The sequence below is a fragment of the Pseudomonas neuropathica genome (genome assembly GCF_015461835.1).
GTDB classification, from domain to species: domain Bacteria; phylum Pseudomonadota; class Gammaproteobacteria; order Pseudomonadales; family Pseudomonadaceae; genus Aquipseudomonas; species Aquipseudomonas neuropathica.
Map to the genome: position 1 here is coordinate 131,463 of NZ_JACOPX010000014.1, position 19,096 is coordinate 150,558.

The following is a 19,096-nucleotide window of genomic DNA, read 5'->3' on the forward strand; positions in this document are numbered from 1 at the left end:
CCATGGCTAATCACTATCGCGAGCTGCTAACGACCCCCGGTGCCACCGGGCTAGTGCTCGCGAGCTCTATCGCGCGGTTGCCGCAGGCAATGATCGGCATTGGCATCATCACCATGCTGGTGCAGCAAACCGGCGTTTACTGGCTGGCCGGCACAGTCGCAGGTACGTTCACCCTGGCCAATGCGCTGCTCGGTCCGCACATCTCCAGACTGGTTGATCAGCGTGGCCAGAGTCGCGTGCTGCCGGTCGTCACGGCTTTCAGTATCGTGATGTTGTTGGCACTGATCACCGCCGTCTACTTACGCGCTCCAGCCGCACTGCTTTTTGTGCTGTCGGCCTTGGCGGGGACGATGCCGAGCATGCCATCGATGATCCGCGCGCGATGGTCGCAGTTGTTCCGCGGCAAGCCGCAGTTGCACACGGCGTTCTCGCTGGACACGGTCCTGACCGAACTCGCTTACATCATCGGCCCGCCACTGGCGATTGGTTTGAGCGTGAGCTTTTTCGCCGAAGCCGGACCCCTTGTTGCGGTCGGGCTGTTGGCTGTCGGGGTGACGGCGTTTCTCCTGCAACGCCAGACTGAACCCAAGGTTGTCGTCGGTCACGCTAGCCATAGCGGCTCAACCTTGCTGATTCCCGGCGTGCGCACCATTGTTCTGGCGCTGTTGGCGATGGGGGTCATTGGTGGAGCAATCGATGTTGCCGTCGTCGCCTTCGCCAATGCGCAAGGCTGGCCGGGGGCAGCGACCTTCATCCTCGCTGCCTATGCGTTCGGCTCACTGGTGGCGGGCCTGACGTTTGGTGCGATGAGGGTTTCGCTGGCGATCGAAAAACAGTTCCTGATCGGAATACTGGTCACGGCGTTCACCGGCGTATTGCCGATTTTTGCAGCGGACGTTTATGTCCTGTCAGCGACGTTGTTTATTGCCGGCATCTCGTTTGCGCCGACGATGGTCGTGGTCATGAAAATGGGGACGATCATTATTCCTCCGTCACGGATCACGGAAGGGCTGACCTGGATGACTACTGGTATCAGCGTAGGTGTTGCACTCGGCGGCATGCTGGCGGGATTGGTTATTGATGCCTTTGGCGCGCGCGCGGGATTTGCGGTGGCTATTGGTGCAGGTTTGATGATGGTGGTGGTTGTACTGATGGGGTTGCGCACATTGGAGGCGGCTTCGGCTGAGCATGTTGAGCCGGAATTTTCGCCCTCACCCTAACCCTCTCCCCCTGGAGAGGGGACTGACTGGGGGATGTTCGAGAGATACACCGACCTGAACGTGCTGCTTTGAATCCATAATCGACTGGTTTTTTCAGGTCGATGTCCAGCGCCAGACGCCTCGGTCGGCTCCCTCTCCTTTGGGAGAGGGCTGGGGTGAGGGGAAGGGGGTCACTCAACCTTCAATCTGACGCAACCGCTTGTAAAGGGTGTTGCGGCTAACACCCAACCGTCGCGCCAGATGCGAAATATTCCCCCCAGCCGCTTTCAGCTCCCGGTTCAACGCCTCCACATCATTCAAATCAACCCCCAGCGGTGGCGTGCTCTCCACCGGTTCCATCTCCAGATCGACAAAAAAATCATCCGGCAAATGCTCCGGCCTGACCGGTTGCTCCTCGGCCATCGCCAGTGCCACCTGCATCACGCTGCTGACCTGACGTAAATTCCCCGGCCACGGATGACGGCTGAACAGCTCCAGCACCTCCTGGCTCAACCCCGCCCACTGCGTCGGCTCACGATGCTGCTCCCACAACCGTTTAAACAGCGCCTCCTTATCACTGCGCTCGCGCAGCGGCGGCAGTTCCAGCGTCAGCCCACCAATGCGGTAATACAAATCCTCACGAAACCGGCCCAATTGCACTTGTTCGCGCAAAGAGCGGTTAGTCGCCGAGATAATCCGCAAATCCACCGGGAACAACTCGCTGCTGCCTACCGGTTGCACGCAACGTTCTTGCAGCACGCGCAGCAACCGCGCTTGGGTCGGCAACGGCATATCACCAATCTCGTCGAGAAACAGTGTGCCTCTGTCAGCCTTGCGAATCAGCCCAATGCTGCCTTTCTGGTTGGCGCCGGTGAACGCGCCTTTCTCGTAGCCAAATAACTCGGATTCGACCAGTTCGGCGGGGATCGCTGCGCAGTTGACGGCAATAAACGCCTGTTTGCTGCGAGAGCTGGCCTGGTGCAAGGCTTTTACAAAAACCTCTTTGCCGACCCCGGTTTCGCCATGGATCAACAGGGGAATGTCTTTCTCCAGCAATCGCTCAGCCTGTCGTACGGCTTTTTCCACACGGCTGTCGCCGAAGTGCAGGGTGTTGAGGCTGATGGCGGTGGGCGCGGCGGTTTTCGGTTCAGCAGCAAAAACGCGCGGTTGAATCGACGCTTGCTTCGGCCGCTTCAACAAACACTGAAACCTGTTACGCCCGGACGTCTGCAAAGCAAACGGCAACCCGTCCGGCTGATTGATCAGTTCCAGCAGCGAGACCTTGAACAGACTTTCAACGCTCACCCGCGACAAGCGCACACCGAGCAGATTGTCGGCGCGACGATTGGCCGATAGCACTTGACCACTCTCATCAAAGATCAACAACCCGGCCCACTGGCTGTCGAGGTTGTTCAACCCGGTGTTGAAGGTCAGTTGAAAATGCTGGCCATGGAACAGGTTGAGGATCAGCCGGTTTTCCACGGTCTGGCTCATCATCTTGACCATGCCCAAGGTGTGCGAGGGCGGCAGATAGCTGTCGCTGGACACGTCGAGCACCGCTATGACCTTGCGCTCGGCGTCGAAAATCGGCGCAGCGGAACCGGTCATGAAGCGGTTGGCTTTGAGAAAGTGTTCATCGTGTTCGATATGCACCGCCTGCTCGCAGGCCAGCGCCGTGCCGATCGCATTGGTGCCGCTGGTGCGCTCGACCCAACTTGCACCAGCCTGAAACCCCCGGGCCAGATTCGGTTCGATAAACCGTTGCGTGCCCCACGAAGTCAGCACCTGGCCTTGATTGTCGGCGAGCATGATCAGGCAGTTGGAATTGCTGAGGATGTTTTCGTAATAGGGCAGGACTTCCTGATGCGTGGTCTGCACCAGCGAATGATGGCTGTCGAGCAACTGCGCGATGCTGGCGGCGGGCAGTTGATCGAAGGCCGGCGTGCTTTGGTGGTCGAGACCGAACGCGCGGCAACGTTGCCAGGACGTCTGGACGATCGCGTCGTGGGACAGCGGCGGGGCAGGTGCGGCCATGGCAGTCAGCCTCTGATGCAGCGATTTTTATTGTTGTTATGAACCCGATCTTTGGAACCTGCACAGATCCCCTGTAGGAGTGAGCCTGCTCGCGATAGCGGTCTATCAGACAAAATTGCATCGACTGACACACCGCTATCGCGAGCAGGCGAAGGCCTACAATGGATCTTTGGCGTTCACAGAGTTGGGCAAAAAGCGTTCATAGAGTGTTGTTCACTATTGTTCATTGTCAATCGCCCGACTGTTCAAATGTGTTCAGCAATGAACGCCCAATCCCGCCGCTTTCAACGATTTTCACGACAAATCAAACACTTGCCATTTCTGGCACGGAACTCGCTCCCGTGCACAGGTCGCTTGACTCCAATAATAAAAAGGCCGAGCCATGTCACTCACCCTGGAGCACGTCAGCCGTACCGTCGAGGGCCAGACCTGGATCGACGATGCGTGCCTGAAATTCGAACCCGGTTCGTTCAACGTTTTGCTCGGCCGCACGCTGTCCGGCAAAACCAGCCTCATGCGTTTAATGGCCGGTCTGGACAAACCCGACAGCGGCCGCATCCTGATGAACGGCGTCGACGTTACCCAACGTCCGGTGCGCCTGCGCAACGTGTCGATGGTCTATCAGCAGTTCATCAACTACCCGACCATGACCGTGTTCGAAAACATCGCCTCGCCGCTGCGTCAGGCCGGTGTGTCGAAAGAGATCATCCACAGCAAAGTGCAGGAAACCGCGAAGATGCTGCGCATCGAGAAGTTTCTGCAGCGCTATCCGCTGGAGCTGTCCGGTGGTCAACAGCAGCGCACCGCCATGGCTCGCGCCTTGGTCAAAGACGCCGAACTGATCCTCTTCGATGAGCCGCTGGTCAACCTCGATTACAAACTGCGCGAAGAACTGCGTCAGGAAATGCGCGAGCTGTTCAAGGCGCGCCACACCATCGCGATCTACGCCACCACCGAGCCCAACGAAGCGCTGGCACTCGGCGGCACCACGACGATTCTTCACGAAGGCCGGGTGATTCAGAGTGGCCCGTCGACTTCGGTGTATCACCAGCCGCAAACCGTGCTGGCGGCTGAATTGTTCTCCGAGCCACCGATCAACCTGATGCCCGGGCGCATCGCCGGCAACGAAGTCAGCTTCGCCAATTTTGTGCACTTCCCGTTGAACGTCGATCTGCGCCCGGTGGGTGAGGGCGAGTTCCGTTTTGGCGTGCGCCCCAGCCATATCTCGCTGGTGCCGAGCAACGATGACGATCTGGAACTGGCGGTCACCGTCGAAGTGGCGGAGATCAGCGGTTCGGAAACCTTCCTGCACGTGCGCAACGAGCATTTCCTGCTGGTGCTGCACCTGCCCGGCGTTCACGAATACGACGTCGATGCGCCGATCCGCATCTACATCCCGACCCATAAACTGTTCGTGTTCGATGCGCAGGGCCGTCTGGTGCAGGCACCGGGTCAACGTGTCGCGAGGGTTGCCTGATGGCCGAAATCCGTTTGCAGCACCTCGCCCACAGCTACAGTAAAACCCCGAGCGGCGCGGAGGATTATGCAATCCGCGAGATGGATCACGTCTGGGAGCAGGGCGGCGCTTACGCTTTGCTTGGGCCATCGGGTTGCGGCAAGTCGACCTTGCTCAACATCATTTCCGGGCTGCTCAGCCCCTCACAGGGCCACGTGTTGTTCGATGGCAAAGCGGTGAATGACCTGACGCCGGAGAAGCGCAACATCGCTCAGGTTTTCCAGTTTCCGGTGGTCTACGACACCATGACCGTGTTCGATAACCTGGCTTTCCCCTTGCGCAATCAGGGCATGGCCGAGGCGAAAGTGCACAGCAAGGTGCAGGAAATTGCCGAAGTCCTCGACCTGCAAAACCTGCTGAGCAAGAAGGCGCGCAACCTCACCGCCGACGAAAAACAGAAAGTCTCGATGGGCCGTGGTCTGGTCCGCGACGACGTTTCGGCGATCCTCTTCGACGAACCGCTGACGGTGATCGACCCGCACCTGAAGTGGAAACTGCGGCGCAAGCTCAAGCAGATCCACGAGCAGTTCAACATCACCATGGTCTACGTCACCCACGATCAACTGGAAGCATCGACCTTCGCCGACAAGATTGCGGTGATGTACGGCGGCCAGATCGTCCAGTTCGGCACGCCACGGGAATTGTTCGAGCGGCCGAGCCACACCTTTGTCGGCTATTTCATCGGCAGCCCCGGCATGAACCTGATCGACGTGCAGCCGCAACCCGGCGGCGTCGGTTTCGCCTCGACGCATCTGCCGCTGTCTGACGCGATGCAGCGACATATCGAACACGGCCAGTGGAAAAATCTGAAGGTTGGCATCCGTCCCGAGTTCATTCATGTCTGGGACGAGCCGTTTGATGACGCGATGCGGGCCAGGGTCGTACACGTCGAAGACCTCGGCACCTACAAGATCTTGACCCTCGACCTCGACGGCGCGCCGTTGAAAGTGCGCCTGGCCGAAGACAAACCGGTGCCGCAGGGCACGGCGTACATCAGTTTTCCGGCGCAGTGGCTGATGGTCTATGCCGATGAGTTTTTGCTCGAAGCCGACGATGAGGTGCAGCCATGAACAAGGTGCAAAACAACAAGGCCTGGTGGCTGGTATTGCCGGTGTTCCTGCTGGTGGCATTCAGTGCGGTGATCCCGATGATGACCGTGGTCAACTATTCGGTGCAGGACATCTTCGACCAGTCCAGCCGCTACTTCGTCGGCGCCGACTGGTACAAGCAAGTGCTGCTTGATCCGCGTTTGCACGACTCATTGCTGCGCCAGTTCATCTATTCGGCGTGCGTGTTGCTGATTGAAATTCCGCTGGGTATTGCCGTTGCGCTGACGATGCCAACCAAGGGCCGCTGGTCGTCGGTGGTGCTGATCATTCTGGCGATTCCGTTGCTGATCCCGTGGAACGTGGTTGGCACCATTTGGCAGATCTTTGGCCGCGCGGATATCGGCCTGCTCGGTTCTAGCCTCAATGCCATGGGCATCAGCTACAACTACGCCGCTAACACCATGGACGCCTGGGTGACGGTGCTGGTGATGGACGTCTGGCACTGGACTTCACTGGTAGCGCTGCTGTGTTTCTCCGGTTTGCGCGCGATTCCCGACGTGTATTACCAGGCCGCGCGCATCGACCGCGCCTCGGCCTGGGCGGTGTTCCGGCATATTCAGTTGCCCAAGCTGAAGAGCGTGCTGCTGATCGCGGTGATGCTGCGCTTCATGGACAGTTTCATGATCTACACCGAGCCGTTCGTGCTCACCGGCGGCGGGCCGGGCAACGCCACGACCTTCTTGAGTCAGACGTTGACCCAGATGGCCGTAGGGCAATTCGACCTTGGTCCGGCAGCGGCGTTTTCGCTGGTGTACTTCCTGATCATCCTGTTGGTGTCCTGGCTGTTCTACACCGCCATGACGCACTCCGACGCCAACCGCTGAGGCCCGGCCATGAGCAAAAGAAAGCTTATTCCGCTGCTGGTGTACATCCTGTTCCTGCTGGTGCCGATCTACTGGCTGCTGAACATGTCGTTCAAGAGCAACACCGAAATCCTCGGCGGCCTGACCCTTTTCCCACAGGACTTCACGCTGGCGAACTACAAGGTGATCTTCACTGATCCGAGCTGGTACAGCGGCTACATCAACTCGCTGTATTACGTCAGCCTGAACACGGTGATCTCGCTGAGCGTGGCGCTGCCAGCGGCGTATGCGTTTTCGCGCTACCGTTTTCTCGGCGACAAGCACCTGTTTTTCTGGCTGCTGACCAACCGCATGGCGCCACCGGCGGTGTTTTTGCTGCCGTTCTTCCAGTTGTATTCGTCGATTGGCCTGTTCGATACGCATATCGCCGTGGCGTTGGCGCATTGCCTGTTTAACGTGCCGTTGGCAGTGTGGATTCTGGAGGGCTTCATGTCCGGCGTGCCGAAGGAAATCGACGAAACCGCCTACATCGACGGCTACAGTTTCCCCAAGTTCTTCGTGAAGATTTTCATCCCGCTGATCGGTTCCGGCATCGGCGTCACGGCGTTTTTCTGCTTCATGTTTTCCTGGGTCGAACTGCTGCTCGCGCGCACGCTGACCTCGGTCAACGCCAAGCCGATTGCGGCGGTGATGACGCGCACTGTGTCGGCCTCGGGTATCGATTGGGGCGTGCTGGCAGCGGCGGGGGTGTTGACCATTCTGCCGGGCATGCTGGTGATCTGGTTTGTTCGCAACCACGTGGCCAAGGGCTTTGCCCTCGGTCGGGTCTGAGGAGCTGATGATGGAATGGATGAGTTGGACCACGCCTACCGCAGCTTTCTTTATTGTCATCGGCCTGATTCTGGTCGGCATGACCACTTGGGAATTGCGTTCGCCGAGCATCTTGCGGCGAGGTTTTCTGCCGATTGCCACCACCCGTGGCGATCGCTTGTTTATCGGTCTTCTCGGCAGCGCCTACCTGCATTTGCTGGTGATCGGCGCCACCGACTGGAGCATCTGGGTAGCGTCCGCGTTGTCCCTGGTGTGGCTGTTGGCTGTGATGCGTTGGGGCTAGTCGAGTCGTTCGGCAACGCGGCTCCACAACTTAAACAGGAGGTCTCTATGTTCGACAAAAACAATAAGCTGCGACATAGCATTTCATTGGCAGCCATGCTGGCACTCAGCGGTTTGAGCGCCGCCGCGTGGGCGGATGCCTACGAAGACGCGGCGAAAAAATGGATCGGCAGTGAATTCAAACCGTCGACCCTGACGGCCGAGCAGCAACTGGAAGAACTGAAGTGGTTCATCAAAGCGGCCGAGCCGTTTCGCGGCATGGACATCAAGGTCGTTTCCGAGACCCTGACCACCCACGAATACGAGTCGAAAGTGCTCGCCAAGGCCTTCAGCGAAATCACCGGGATCAAGCTCACCCACGACCTGCTGCAAGAAGGCGACGTGGTCGAGAAAATGCAGACGGTGATGCAGTCGGACAAGAATATTTATGACGGCTGGGTCAACGACTCGGACCTGATCGGTACGCACTTTCGCTACGGCAAGACCGAATCGATCACTGACCTGATGGCCAACGAAGGCAAGAACTTCACCTCGCCAACCCTCGACATCAAGGACTTCATCGGCATCTCCTTTACCACCGCGCCGGACGGCAAGATCTATCAACTGCCCGACCAGCAATTCGCCAACCTGTACTGGTTCCGTGCTGACTGGTTTGAACGTGCGGATCTGAAAGCCAAGTTCAAGGAAAAGTACGGCTATGAATTGGGCGTGCCGGTGAACTGGTCGGCCTATGAAGACATCGCCAAATTCTTCAGCGAAGACGTCAAGGAAATCGACGGCAAGCGCGTCTACGGGCACATGGACTACGGCAAGAAAGATCCGTCGCTGGGCTGGCGCTTCACCGATGCCTGGTTCTCCATGGCCGGTGGCGGCGACAAAGGTTTGCCCAACGGTTTGCCGGTGGACGAGTGGGGGATTCGCGTCGAAGACTGCCATCCGGTCGGTTCCAGTGTGACTCGCGGCGGCGACACCAACGGCCCGGCGGCGGTGTTCGCCACCACCAAGTATGTCGACTGGCTGAAGAAGTACGCGCCACCGGAAGCGGCGGGCATGACCTTCTCCGAGTCGGGACCGGTGCCATCGCAGGGCAACATCGCCCAGCAGATCTTCTGGTACACCGCGTTCACCGCCGACATGACCAAGCCGGGCCTGCCGGTGGTCAACGCCGACGGTACGCCGAAATGGCGCATGGCACCGTCGCCGCGCGGGCCGTATTGGGAGGAGGGCATGAAGCTCGGTTATCAGGATGTGGGTTCGTGGACGTTTATGAAATCCACGCCTGAGAAACAGAAGCTCGCGGCGTGGCTGTATGCGCAGTTTGTGACCTCGAAAACCGTGTCGCTGAAGAAAACCATCGTCGGCCTGACGCCGATTCGCGAGTCGGACATCAACTCGCAGGCGATGACCGATCTGGCGCCGAAACTCGGGGGCCTGGTCGAGTTCTACCGCAGCCCGGCCCGCGTGCAATGGACCCCGACCGGCACCAACGTGCCGGACTATCCGCGTCTGGCGCAACTGTGGTGGAGCCACATCGCCGAAGCGGCCAGCGGCGAGAAAACCCCGCAACAGGCGCTGGATGGTTTGGCCAAGGATCAGGACGCGATCATGACGCGCCTCGAACGCTCCAAGGCCCAAGCCGTTTGCGCACCGAAGATGAATCCGGAGCGCGATGCTCAGTACTGGTTTGATCAGCCGGGCGCACCGAAACCGAAACTGGCGAACGAGAAGCCGAAGGGCGAGACCGTGAGCTACAACGAACTGCTGAAATCCTGGGCGGATGCGCGTAAGTGATAGGGGAAGTGTGAAAGGCGAACGGCACCGCAAGGTGCCGTTTTCTTTCGCGCCTGATCTACCGTAATCGCGAGCAGGCTCACTCCCACAGATGCGGCGTACACCGCATCTGTGAACGACACAAAAACCTGTAGGAGTGAGCCTGCTCGCGATAGCGGTGTGTCAGACGAAAAAGATATCGACTGATCCGCCGCCAGCATTGATGTGTGCCGGTACTGGATGTGTCTTGATCAGACCAGAACAGCCAGATCTGTGTAACGAGCAACCAAAGCATCAGCCGTGAGCAACTTCATCGGCTCGGTCATCGCTGTGGCGATGATAATGCGGTCAAACGGATCGCGATGATGGTGCTCAAGATCCTTCACGGCGATGGCGTGCTCTGCAGTCACTGGCAGTTCAATAAAGCCACTGTCGAGACAATATTGGCGGATTTCTTCCAGATCAACATTCAGCTTGCCGAGCCCGACCTTGATTGCCATTTCCCAGAAAGTGGCGGCGCTGATGTAGATTTCGGCGGCGTTCTCAATCAATTTTCTGGCTTTGCCGGACAATCTGGCGTCATCACTGAGCGTCCAGAGCAAAATGTGCGTGTCGAGCAGAAGCCTCATGCTTGAGTGCCCTCAAATGTATCAAGCATGTCATCGGGCAGTGGTGAGTCGAAATCGTCGGGCAACACCAGTTTGCCTTTCATTGCGCCAATACGCTGAGCGCTGGGTTTTCCTACGGGAACGAGGCGAGCCATCGCCCGGCCATGCTTGGCAATCGTGATGACTTGGCCAGCAGCGGCATCATCGACGAGTTTGGATAAATTGTTTTTGGCTTCAGCCAGCGGAACGATGATCATCAGCTCACCCCTGTATTCTGGACAAATATAGCCAGAATATTTCAACGCTGCCAAACCATAGACTTCTTCAGCCCATTCGCAAACGATATCCCTGTTCATTTTTAGCCTCTCGTCGGTATTCCATCTGCCAAGGCCTCCACCATAGAGCTATCTACTCAAAACTGGCTGTAGGACAAAACGGAGGTTGCGGCGAGAGCTTTCGGCGTTTGTGTGGGGACGGGAGCAAATCGGTAAAAAATCGTACAAAAATATCGACTGACCCACCGCCATCGCGAGCGGGCGAAGGCCTACAGGTTTTAGCGGTGTTCACAAAACCTGAATACCCCGCAAATCACTGTGGGAGCTTGCCTGCAAGCGAAGGGGCCGGAAATCCAAGCCTGAACACCGTCATCGCCCCCGGCAAGCTCTTAACCTCCGCTACACCCTGATGCAGGCTCATGATCGAGCGCACAATTGCCAGCCCCAACCCGGTGCTGCCCTGCGAACGCGAGCGGCTGCTGTCGACGCGGTAGAAGCGGTCGAACAGATGAGGCAGGTGTTGCGCCTCAATCCCGGCGCCGGGGTTGCTGACCAACAGGGAGGCCTGGGTCGCACCTTGTTCGATCAGCAACGTCACGGTTTTCCCGGCAGGACAGTGGCGCAGCGCATTCGACAATAGGTTGGAAATCGCCCGCTGAATCATCAGCCGATCGCCCATCACGGTCGCACTGCCAAGCACATTCAAATGAATGTTCTTATCCTGCGCCGACAACGAAAACATCTCGGCCACTTTCGCGACTTCAACCTCCAGCGCCACCGCTTCAAACGGCGCCAGCGCCGACGGATGACTGACCTGCGCCAGAAACAACATGTCCGAGACAATCCGCGCGACGCGCTCCAGTTCCTCAGTGCACGACACCAGCACGTCCTTGTATTCCTCGGTCGTGCGCTCGCGGGACAAGGTCACCTGCGCCTTGCCCATCAGGTTATTGATCGGCGTGCGCAACTCATGCGCCAAGTCATCGGAGAATTGCGACAACTGCTGCACCCCGGCATCGAGCCGATGCAGCATGAAGTTGATGCCCTGTGCCAGTTCACTCAACTCCTGCGGCATGTTCACCACGGACAGCCGGTGTTCCAAATCCTGGGTCGAGACCATCGCCGCGACCTTGCGAAACTCGCGCAACGGCGCCAAGCCACGCTGCACCGCGCCCCAAGCGGTCAGACCGATAAACACCAGCAACAACGGCAAGGCAATCAGCGTTGAGCGCAGATAGGCGCTGAGCAGCGCCTCATCGTGGGCGTTATCCACTGACAGCAGCACCGGCACGCTGCTGCTGTCCTTGAGGCGAATCAGTTTCGAGGCGGTGAGGAATTTCTTGCCTTCCGCGTCGGTGCTGTCGCTGTAAGTCAATTGATCGGTGGTGGCGCGCACCGCTTTCAATTCGACGCGCGGATCGCTCAATCCCGAGCCGGATTTGAGCAGCGGCGAGCGCTGATTGAGGCGGTCATAAATGGTCAGCGTGAGGTTGTCATGCCCCATCACCTGATCGAGCAGAATATGCGGCTTGCCGGTGATTTCATTGGCATCGACGTACAACGACAGGCTGTGTTCGACCTGCGCCATCTTCTTTTCCAGGCTGTCTCTGGCAAGCGAATTCAGCTCATGGGTCAACGCGAAATAGGCAAGGATCGCCAGAAACACCACCAGCAGCGCGCCGAGAATACTCACCGTCAAACCGAGGCGCATCGACAGGCTGGAGGGCTTCATTCCCGTGCCTCCAGCACATAACCGACACCGCGCAGGGTGTGAATCAGTTTGCTGTCGAACGGGTCGTCGATCTTTGCCCGCAAACGGCGGATCGACACTTCGACCACGTTGGTGTCGCAGTCGAAATTCATGTCCCACACCAGCGAGATGATTTGTGTGCGCGTCAGCACTTCGCCGGACTGGCGCATCAGCAGATGCAGCAGGGCGAATTCCTTGGTGGTCAGGTCAATACGCTGTTGCCCGCGAAACGCGCGATGGCGGCCCGGATCGAGTTCCAGATCAGCAACTTTCAGCACCTGCGGCACCGGGATATTTTCGCTACGACGCATCAAGGTGCGCACCCGCGCCAGCAGTTCGGGAAACTCGAACGGCTTGACCAGATAATCGTCGGCACCCAGATCGAGGCCGCGAATCTTGTCGGCCAGACGCCCGCGCGCCGTCAGCATCATCACCCGCGTCGAATGGGTGCGACGCAACTGTTCCAGCACACCCCAGCCGTCGAGTTCCGGCAGGTTCACGTCGAGAATTATCAGGTCATACGCTTGTTGTTGCGCCAGATGCAGGCCATCGGCACCGGTGGCGGCGTGGTCAACGACATAACCACTTTCGGTCAAACCCTGATGCAAGTATTCGGCAGCTTTAAGCTCGTCCTCGACGACAAGGATTCGCATGATCTTTCACCACTTTTATTTAATGGGTATTTAATTTAAAAACCCTCACCCTAACCCTCTCCCGGAGGGAGAGGGGACTGAATGCGGGATATTTCAGAACTACGCCGACGTGAAACAAATTTGCTGAATCCATAATCGACTTGATTTAACAGGTCGACAACTAACGCCAGATACTTCGGTCGGCTCCCTCTCCCCCTAGGAGAGGGCTGGGGTGAGGGGATGTCCGCAAAGATAAAGGTTGTAGCCGCTACAGGGTCAACAACCCGGTGCTTTAAACCGGGGTTCTGCGACAGTCGGTCGCAGCGTGGGCCACGGGAATCTCGCAAGTTTGATTCCAGCAAGTGCAGTTCAGCAGATAACTACCGTGTTTTTGTTTCGATGTATTTCGATAACGCTGCTAGCACTTCGCATCCTAGAACAAAACAACTTCCCCAAACCGTGGATAACGGATTTGTAATGTTCCAGTCACCTTGTCGATAAGTTCAAAACCCTACCGTGGCGGCATCCGAGATTCTTGAATAAAGGAAGTCTTCCATTGCCCGGTTTAATAGAACTGATGGCGCAATCACGCCTAAAAAAAACAGTCAGCGGCCTGGTGTTGCTGGCCAGCGCCGGCCTTGCAAACGCATCGACGCTGACGCTGGACCAAGCCCTGCAAAGTGCTTTCGCCGGCAACCCGGAACTGGCCGCTGCGCAGTGGGAAATTGGCATCGCCCAAGGCGATCGTCAGCAAGCCGGGCTGATCCCCAATCCCGAAGTGTCGTGGGAAGCCGAAGACACTCGCCGCGAGTCGCGCACGACCACGGTGATGCTCAGTCAACCGATTGAACTTGGCGGCAAACGCGGTGCACGCATCGATGTCGCCAGCCGTGCGCAAGACGCTGCCGGCATCGAACTGGAGCGCAAGCGCAATGCCTTGCGCGCCGATGTGATTCAGGCATTCAACAGCGCGCAAACCGCGCAGCAACGCTTGCAGCTGTCCCGGCAATCCCTGCAATTGGCCGAGCACGGTGTGCGCGTGGCGCAAGGGCGCATCGAAGCAGGCAAATCATCCCCGGTCGAAGGCACGCGGGCGCAAGTGCAGCTCTCGCAAGTGCGCCTTGAACTGAGCCGCGCCGAACGCGATCAGGCCGCCGCGTACCAACAATTGGCGCAAGTCATGGGCGCGCCGTTGCCGACGTCGACCCAGGTGCAGGCGCCCACGCAAAGCATGCCGGCCGTACCACCACCGACAAGATTGCTCGAGCGTTTGAACGAGACTGCCGAACTGCGTCTGGCCAAGTTGCAGATCGATCAGCGCGAAGCATCGTTGGGCCTGGAAAAGTCCCAGCGCATCCCCGATCTCACCGTCAGTATCGGCAGCCAATACAGCGAAACCGAGCGCGAGCGGGTCAACGTGGTCGGGCTGTCTATGCCGATTCCGCTGTTCAATCGCAATCAAGGCAACGTGCTCGCGGCCGCGCGCCGCACCGATCAGGCGCGGGATCTGCGCAACGCCACCGAGCTGCGTTTGCGCACGGAAATCCAGACCAGCCTTGAGCAATGGCAGACCGCCAACGGCGAAGTCACTGCGTTCAACCAGACCATCCTGCCCGCCGCGCAAAGTGCGGTCGACAGCGCCACGCGCGGGTTCGAAATGGGCAAGTTCGGCTTTCTCGATGTGCTCGACGCGCAACGCACGTTGATCAGCGCTCGCAGCCAATACATCCAGGCCGTCAGCGAAGCCACTGACGCCCGCGTACGCATCGAACGGATCTTTGGCGACCTCAGCGTCAGCCGTTGAATTTCATTTTTCAGACAACTGCGCGCAGGCACGGCGCAGAGGAGTTTCCATGGACAAAAAATTGATGGTGGTCGCGGTGGCGACGTTGGCGCTGGGCATTGGCATCGGCTCGCAGTGGTCAGGTCACGCAAGTATCGACGCGCATGCCGATGAGGCCGCTGAACACGCCGATCATGCGCAGGAAGATGCAGCGGCTGAACATGCCGAAGAAGGGCACATCGAATTGAGCGCGGAGCAGATCAGCGCTGCCGGCATTCAACTGGCCGAGGCAAAACCGCAAAACATCAGCCGCGGCCTGCCGTTCCCCGGTGAAGTGCGCTTTGACGAAGACCGCACCGCCCACGTCGTGCCACGTGTGCCGGGCGTGGTCGAATCGGTGGCGGTGAATCTCGGGCAGACGGTGAAGAAGGGCCAGTTGCTGGCAGTGATCGCCAGTCAGCAGATCTCCGATCAACGCAGCGAACAGGCGGCCGCGCAACGTCGCCTGGCTTTGGCGCGCACCACTTATGAGCGCGAGAAAAAACTCTGGCAGGACAAGATCTCTGCCGAGCAGGATTTCCTCCAGGCGCGCCAAGCGTTGCAAGAAGCTGAAATTGCCCTGAGCAATGCGCAGCAGAAGATCAGCGTACTCAGCGGCAGCGTGGTCGCCACTGGCGGCAACCGCTACGAACTACGCGCGCCGTTCGATGGCGTGGTGGTAGAAAAACACCTGACGCCGGGCGAGGTGGTCGATGAGGCCACGGCGGCTTTCACCCTCTCGGACTTGTCGCGAGTGTGGGTGACGTTCGGGGTGTCGCCGAAGGACTTGAACAAGGTGCAAGTGGGCGAGTCGGTCACTGTCAGCGCGTCCGAACTGAACGCCGAAGTGGTTGGCAGTGTGGCTTACGTCGGCAGTTTGCTCGGCGAACAAACCCGCACCGCGACCGTCCGCGTCACCCTGGAAAATCCGCAAGGCTCGTGGCGCCCCGGTCTGTTCGTCACCGCGCTGGTGGCGACCGACAGCCGCGAAGCGCAAGTCGCCGTACCGGAAACCGCGATCCAGACCGTCGAGGACAAGCCCACGGTATTCGTTCGCACCGACGACGGTTTCGAAGCGCGCGCAGTAGAGCTGGGCAGCCGCGCCGCCGGCCACGTCGAGGTCACCCAAGGCCTGGAAGCGGGCGTGCAAGTCGCCAGCGCCGGCAGCTTCGTCCTCAAATCGGAACTGGGCAAAGCCTCAGCCGAGCATAGTCATTAATTCTGGAAGGTCCTCATGTTCGAACGCCTGATCCAGTTTGCCATCGAGCAGCGCATCATCGTCCTGCTCGCCGTTCTGCTTATGGCCGGCCTCGGCATTGCCAGTTATCAAAAGCTGCCGATCGACGCCGTGCCCGACATCACCAACGTCCAGGTGCAAATCAACACCGGCGCCGCCGGGTTTTCGCCGCTGGAAACCGAGCAGCGCATCACTTTCCCGATTGAAACCGCCATGGCCGGTCTGCCGGCACTCGAACAGACCCGTTCGCTGTCGCGCTCGGGCCTGTCGCAAGTCACGGTGATCTTCAAGGACGGCACTGACCTGTTCTTCGCCCGTCAATTGGTCAACGAGCGTTTGCAGATCGCCAAGGAGCAATTGCCTGAAGGCGCAGAGGCGGTCATGGGGCCGATCTCTACTGGGCTCGGCGAGATTTTTCTGTGGACGGTTGAGGCGAAGGAGGGCGCGTTGAAGGACGACGGCACAAGCTACACGCCGACCGATCTGCGGGTGATTCAGGACTGGATCATCAAGCCGCAACTGCGCAACGTGCCCGGTGTCGCCGAGATCAACACCATCGGCGGTTTCGCCAAGGAATACCAGATCGCGCCGGACCCGAAACGCCTGGCGGCGTACAAGCTGACTCTCACCGATCTGGTCACTGCGCTCGAGCGCAACAACGCCAACGTCGGCGCCGGTTATATCGAGCGCAGCGGCGAGCAGTTGCTGATCCGCGCGCCGGGGCAAGTGGCGAGCACCGAGGACATCGCCAACATTGTCATGGCCAATGTTGACGGCACGCCGATCCGGGTGAAGAACGTCGCCACCGTGGAAATCGGCCGCGAATTGCGCAGCGGTGCGGCCACGGAAAACGGTCGTGAAGTGGTGCTTGGCACGGTGTTCATGTTGATCGGCGAGAACAGCCGCACGGTCTCGCAAGCGGTCGCCAGCAAGCTCGAACAGATCAACAAATCCCTGCCGCAAGGCGTGATCGCCGTGCCGGTTTACGACCGCACGCACCTGGTCGACAAAGCCATCGCCACGGTGAAAAAGAACCTCATCGAAGGCGCGATTCTGGTGATCGCGATTCTGTTCCTGTTCCTCGGCAACATCCGCGCGGCGCTGATTACGGCGATGGTGATTCCGCTGTCGATGCTGTTCACCTTCACCGGCATGTTCAGCAACAAGGTCAGCGCCAACCTGATGAGCCTCGGTGCGCTGGACTTCGGGATTATTGTCGACGGCGCGGTGGTGATCGTTGAGAACACCCTGCGCCGCCTGGCCCATGCGCAGCAGCATCACGGCCGTTTGCTGACCCGTGCTGAGCGTTTCAAGGAAGTCTTTGCCGCAGCGAAAGAGGCTCGGCGACCGCTGATTTTCGGGCAGTTGATCATCATGGTCGTGTACCTGCCGATCTTCGCGCTGAGCGGTGTCGAGGGGAAAATGTTCCACCCGATGGCGTTCACCGTGGTGATTGCGTTGCTCGGTGCGATGCTGCTTTCCGTGACCTTTGTGCCAGCGGCGATTGCGCTGTTCGTGACTGGCAAGGTCAAGGAAGAAGAGGGCGCGGTGATGCGCGGCGCACGTCGCGTTTACGCGCCGGCGCTGGCCTGGGTCATGTCCCATCGCGCAATCGCAGTGGGCGCGGCGTTGGGCGTGATCGTGCTCAGCGGAGTGCTCACCAGTCGTATGGGCAGCGAGTTTGTACCGAGCCTCAGCGAAGGCGATTTTGCTCTGCAAGCATTGCGTGTGCCGGGCACCAGCCTGACGCAATCGGTGGATATGCAGCAGCGACTGGAGACGTTGATTCTGGCGAAGGTGCCGGAAGTCGAGCGTGTGTTTGCCCGCACCGGTACCGCCGAAATCGCCTCGGATCCGATGCCGCCGAATATCTCGGACAGCTATGTGATGCTCAAACCGAAAGAGCAATGGCCGGACCCGGACAAATCCCGCGAAACCCTGACGGCCGAGCTGCAGGCTGCCGCCGCGACGTTGCCGGGCAGCAACTACGAGCTGTCGCAGCCGATTCAATTGCGCTTCAACGAACTGATTTCCGGCGTGCGCAGCGATGTCGCGGTGAAGGTGTTTGGCGATGACATGGACGTGCTCAATGCCACGGCGGCGAAGATTGCCGTAGCGATGCAGAAGGTCAACGGCGCATCCGAGGTCAAGGTTGAGCAGACTACCGGGTTGCCGGTGCTGACCATCAACATCGATCGCGATAAAGCCGCGCGCTACGGACTCAACGTGGGTGACGTGCAGGACACCATCGCCGTCGCGGTGGGCGGGCGGCAGGCCGGGACGTTGTATGAGGGTGACCGGCGTTTCGATATGGTCGTGCGCCTGTCCGATGCCATGCGCAAGGACATCGACGGGCTGTCGGCGCTGCTGATTCCGGTGCCCGCGCTGAGCGGCGCTGCGAATCAGATCGGTTTCATCGCACTGCAAGACGTCGCTAGCCTCGACCTGGTGCTTGGGCCGAATCAGGTCAGCCGCGAGAACGGCAAGCGGCTGGTGATCGTCAGTGCCAACGTGCGCGGGCGTGATATCGGCTCATTTGTCAGCGAGGCCGGTGAGGTGATCGAACGTGACGTGCAGGTCCCGGCCGGTTACTGGACCAGTTGGGGCGGCCAGTTCGAGCAACTGCAATCGGCGGCCAAGCGCTTGCAGATCGTGGTGCCGGTGGCGTTGCTGTTGGTGTTCGGGTTGTTGTTCATGATGTTCAACAACCTCAAGGACGGCTTGCTGGTGTTTACCGGGATTCCGTTTGCCTTGACCGGTGGGGTCATGGCGCTGTGGCTGCGGGATATTCCGTTGTCGATTTCCGCTGGCGTCGGGTTTATCGCGTTGTCCGGGGTGGCGGTGTTGAACGGCTTGGTGATGATTGCGTTTATTCGTAATTTGCGTGAGGAGGGGCGGTCGCTGTCCGATGCTATCAACGAAGGTGCGTTGACGCGTTTGCGGCCGGTGCTGATGACGGCGTTGGTGGCGTCGCTGGGCTTTATTCCCATGGCGCTTGCGACCGGCACCGGTGCAGAGGTGCAGCGACCACTGGCGACCGTGGTGATCGGCGGGATTTTGTCTTCCACGATCCTGACGTTGCTGATCTTGCCGGCGCTCTACCAACTCGCCCATCGCCGGGATGAGGACACCGAACTCATGACTAAGTGATCGCCCCTGTGGAAGCTAGTCTGCTAGCGATGGCGTCCTACAGCCAAGGCCAGAATCGGGACGGGCGCTGAACCCTGA

At 59.2% G+C, this 19,096-nt stretch carries 15 protein-coding genes; 10 read left to right on the forward strand and 5 right to left on the reverse strand.

Translation table 11 applies throughout. The features are described from left to right. Positions 1-2 precede the first annotated feature (2 nt). Complete coding sequence (locus H8F23_RS20930; RefSeq protein ID WP_194935639.1) at positions 3-1,220, forward strand: MFS transporter; 1,218 nt, start codon at positions 3-5, stop codon at positions 1,218-1,220. A gap of 174 nt (positions 1,221-1,394) precedes the next feature. Here H8F23_RS20930 and H8F23_RS20935 read toward each other — a convergent pair whose 3' ends face one another. Continuing rightward, positions 1,395-3,233: a sigma-54-dependent Fis family transcriptional regulator gene (locus H8F23_RS20935; RefSeq protein ID WP_194935640.1), complete on the reverse strand. Its 1,839-nt coding sequence runs from the start codon at positions 3,231-3,233 to the stop codon at positions 1,395-1,397. A 382-nt stretch (positions 3,234-3,615) separates the two neighbouring features. Here H8F23_RS20935 and H8F23_RS20940 point away from each other — a divergent pair, with 382 nt between their 5' ends. The 6 genes from H8F23_RS20940 to H8F23_RS20965 are packed head-to-tail and all read left to right on the forward strand — an operon-like array spanning position 3,616 to position 9,565. Further along, positions 3,616-4,710, forward strand: coding sequence for an ABC transporter ATP-binding protein (locus H8F23_RS20940; protein WP_194935641.1), 1,095 nt, complete (start codon positions 3,616-3,618; stop codon positions 4,708-4,710). Continuing rightward, the gene (locus H8F23_RS20945) at positions 4,710-5,819 is read left to right on the forward strand and encodes an ABC transporter ATP-binding protein (protein WP_194935642.1); all 1,110 of its coding nucleotides are present in this window, start codon (positions 4,710-4,712) and stop codon (positions 5,817-5,819) included. The genes H8F23_RS20940 and H8F23_RS20945 overlap by 1 nt, the downstream gene beginning before the upstream one ends. Further along, positions 5,816-6,682, forward strand: a complete 867-nt coding sequence (locus H8F23_RS20950; protein WP_007912484.1) for a carbohydrate ABC transporter permease — start codon at positions 5,816-5,818, stop codon at positions 6,680-6,682. Before H8F23_RS20945 ends, H8F23_RS20950 begins: the two co-directional genes overlap by 4 nt. 9 nt (positions 6,683-6,691) lie before the next feature. After that, positions 6,692-7,492 carry a carbohydrate ABC transporter permease gene (locus tag H8F23_RS20955; protein WP_123450806.1) on the forward strand — a complete coding sequence of 267 codons (801 nt, stop codon included), beginning with the start codon at positions 6,692-6,694 and terminating at the stop codon, positions 7,490-7,492. Between the two features lie 10 nt (positions 7,493-7,502). Next, a complete protein-coding gene (locus H8F23_RS20960) occupies positions 7,503-7,775 on the forward strand; it encodes a DUF2160 domain-containing protein (RefSeq protein WP_007912485.1) in 273 nt (90 codons plus the stop codon). Positions 7,776-7,822: 47 nt separating this feature from the next. Continuing rightward, positions 7,823-9,565: an ABC transporter substrate-binding protein gene (locus H8F23_RS20965; protein ID WP_016986564.1), complete on the forward strand. Its 1,743-nt coding sequence runs from the start codon at positions 7,823-7,825 to the stop codon at positions 9,563-9,565. Positions 9,566-9,795: 230 nt separating this feature from the next. Here the strand turns inward: H8F23_RS20965 and H8F23_RS20970 are convergent, their stop codons facing one another. The 4 genes from H8F23_RS20970 to H8F23_RS20985 form a co-directional block, all read right to left on the reverse strand. Beyond that, positions 9,796-10,173, reverse strand: a complete 378-nt coding sequence (locus H8F23_RS20970) for a type II toxin-antitoxin system VapC family toxin (protein WP_194935643.1) — start codon at positions 10,171-10,173, stop codon at positions 9,796-9,798. Continuing rightward, the gene (locus H8F23_RS20975) at positions 10,170-10,508 is read right to left on the reverse strand and encodes a type II toxin-antitoxin system Phd/YefM family antitoxin (RefSeq protein WP_224790125.1); all 339 of its coding nucleotides are present in this window, start codon (positions 10,506-10,508) and stop codon (positions 10,170-10,172) included. The genes H8F23_RS20970 and H8F23_RS20975 overlap by 4 nt, the downstream gene beginning before the upstream one ends. A gap of 232 nt (positions 10,509-10,740) precedes the next feature. After that, positions 10,741-12,159: a heavy metal sensor histidine kinase gene (locus tag H8F23_RS20980; protein ID WP_194935644.1), complete on the reverse strand. Its 1,419-nt coding sequence runs from the start codon at positions 12,157-12,159 to the stop codon at positions 10,741-10,743. Continuing rightward, on the reverse strand, positions 12,156-12,830 hold the full coding sequence (locus H8F23_RS20985) for a heavy metal response regulator transcription factor (RefSeq protein WP_095048087.1): 675 nt from the start codon (positions 12,828-12,830) through the stop codon (positions 12,156-12,158). Before H8F23_RS20985 ends, H8F23_RS20980 begins: the two co-directional genes overlap by 4 nt. Positions 12,831-13,365: 535 nt before the next feature. Between H8F23_RS20985 and H8F23_RS20990 the strand changes: the two genes are divergently transcribed. Genes H8F23_RS20990 through H8F23_RS21000 form a run of 3 tightly spaced genes read left to right on the forward strand, consistent with a single transcriptional unit; the run spans position 13,366 to position 19,018 of the window. Continuing rightward, positions 13,366-14,613, forward strand: a complete 1,248-nt coding sequence (locus H8F23_RS20990) for a TolC family protein (RefSeq protein WP_194935645.1) — start codon at positions 13,366-13,368, stop codon at positions 14,611-14,613. Between the two features lie 49 nt (positions 14,614-14,662). After that, entirely contained in the window at positions 14,663-15,850 is a 1,188-nt protein-coding gene (locus tag H8F23_RS20995; protein ID WP_194935646.1) for an efflux RND transporter periplasmic adaptor subunit, read from the forward strand. Between the two features lie 15 nt (positions 15,851-15,865). Next, a complete protein-coding gene (locus H8F23_RS21000) occupies positions 15,866-19,018 on the forward strand; it encodes a CusA/CzcA family heavy metal efflux RND transporter (protein ID WP_194935647.1) in 3,153 nt (1,050 codons plus the stop codon). The last annotated feature ends 78 nt before the right edge of the window (positions 19,019-19,096 follow it).

Excerpts from the sequence above, each read along its gene's own strand:
- H8F23_RS21000 (WP_194935647.1), top strand. The coding sequence starts at position 15,866 with ATGTTCGAACGCCTGATCCAGTTTGCCATCGAGCAGCGCATCATCGTC.
- H8F23_RS20955 (WP_123450806.1), top strand. The coding sequence starts at position 6,692 with ATGAGCAAAAGAAAGCTTATTCCGCTGCTGGTGTACATCCTGTTCCTG.
- H8F23_RS20960 (WP_007912485.1), top strand. The coding sequence starts at position 7,503 with ATGGAATGGATGAGTTGGACCACGCCTACCGCAGCTTTCTTTATTGTC.
- H8F23_RS20935 (WP_194935640.1), bottom strand. The coding sequence starts at position 3,233 with ATGGCCGCACCTGCCCCGCCGCTGTCCCACGACGCGATCGTCCAGACG.
- H8F23_RS20985 (WP_095048087.1), bottom strand. The coding sequence starts at position 12,830 with ATGCGAATCCTTGTCGTCGAGGACGAGCTTAAAGCTGCCGAATACTTG.
- H8F23_RS20945 (WP_194935642.1), top strand. The coding sequence starts at position 4,710 with ATGGCCGAAATCCGTTTGCAGCACCTCGCCCACAGCTACAGTAAAACC.
- H8F23_RS20970 (WP_194935643.1), bottom strand. The coding sequence starts at position 10,173 with ATGAGGCTTCTGCTCGACACGCACATTTTGCTCTGGACGCTCAGTGAT.
- H8F23_RS20975 (WP_224790125.1), bottom strand. The coding sequence starts at position 10,508 with ATGAACAGGGATATCGTTTGCGAATGGGCTGAAGAAGTCTATGGTTTG.
- H8F23_RS20995 (WP_194935646.1), top strand. The coding sequence starts at position 14,663 with ATGGACAAAAAATTGATGGTGGTCGCGGTGGCGACGTTGGCGCTGGGC.
- H8F23_RS20940 (WP_194935641.1), top strand. The coding sequence starts at position 3,616 with ATGTCACTCACCCTGGAGCACGTCAGCCGTACCGTCGAGGGCCAGACC.
- H8F23_RS20965 (WP_016986564.1), top strand. The coding sequence starts at position 7,823 with ATGTTCGACAAAAACAATAAGCTGCGACATAGCATTTCATTGGCAGCC.
- H8F23_RS20980 (WP_194935644.1), bottom strand. The coding sequence starts at position 12,159 with ATGAAGCCCTCCAGCCTGTCGATGCGCCTCGGTTTGACGGTGAGTATT.
- H8F23_RS20930 (WP_194935639.1), top strand. The coding sequence starts at position 3 with ATGGCTAATCACTATCGCGAGCTGCTAACGACCCCCGGTGCCACCGGG.
- H8F23_RS20950 (WP_007912484.1), top strand. The coding sequence starts at position 5,816 with ATGAACAAGGTGCAAAACAACAAGGCCTGGTGGCTGGTATTGCCGGTG.